General features: G+C 30.1%; 1 pseudogene. It reads right to left on the reverse strand.

Features of this window, described 5'->3' with window-relative positions:
* Positions 1-448 (reverse strand): annotated as a pseudogene (locus tag ACODS7_RS32610) (Tn3 family transposase); the annotation flags it as partial.

The raw sequence follows: 448 nt of genomic DNA on the forward strand, positions 1-448 counted from the left end.
CATTTTGTATAAAGGTTTGTGGAATATCTTCGATATCATATTTAAGTAAAGTTTTTCGTTTCATAAAAACTTCTTTTAAAAAATGTATTGCATCCATAAGAGAATCTTCAATATCTGTTGTAACAAAATCAATCGTCATAAAAATAGGACGAATTTGTCTCTTGAATTGTAAAGCTAATGCATCAATACGTTCCCAACGGAACGCTTTTTCATCTATCTTCGAAGTATTCAGGATTTGATTTGCTAGCTCAGTTAATTTAGGGCGGTCTAGGATAGAAAATACACGTGTTTGTATGTCTTTAAATACTGTATGATCTGAAATATTTTCATCTATTATAACTTGTAAAATCTTTCCGACTTTCTTGAAATCTTCCTGGTTTTCTGTGTAATAGGTATATACTTGGTCTTTCGCAAAGGATAAGATATCATCGTTGTATTTTCTCATTTT

The sequence above is a fragment of the Bacillus sp. FG16 genome (assembly GCF_057809515.1).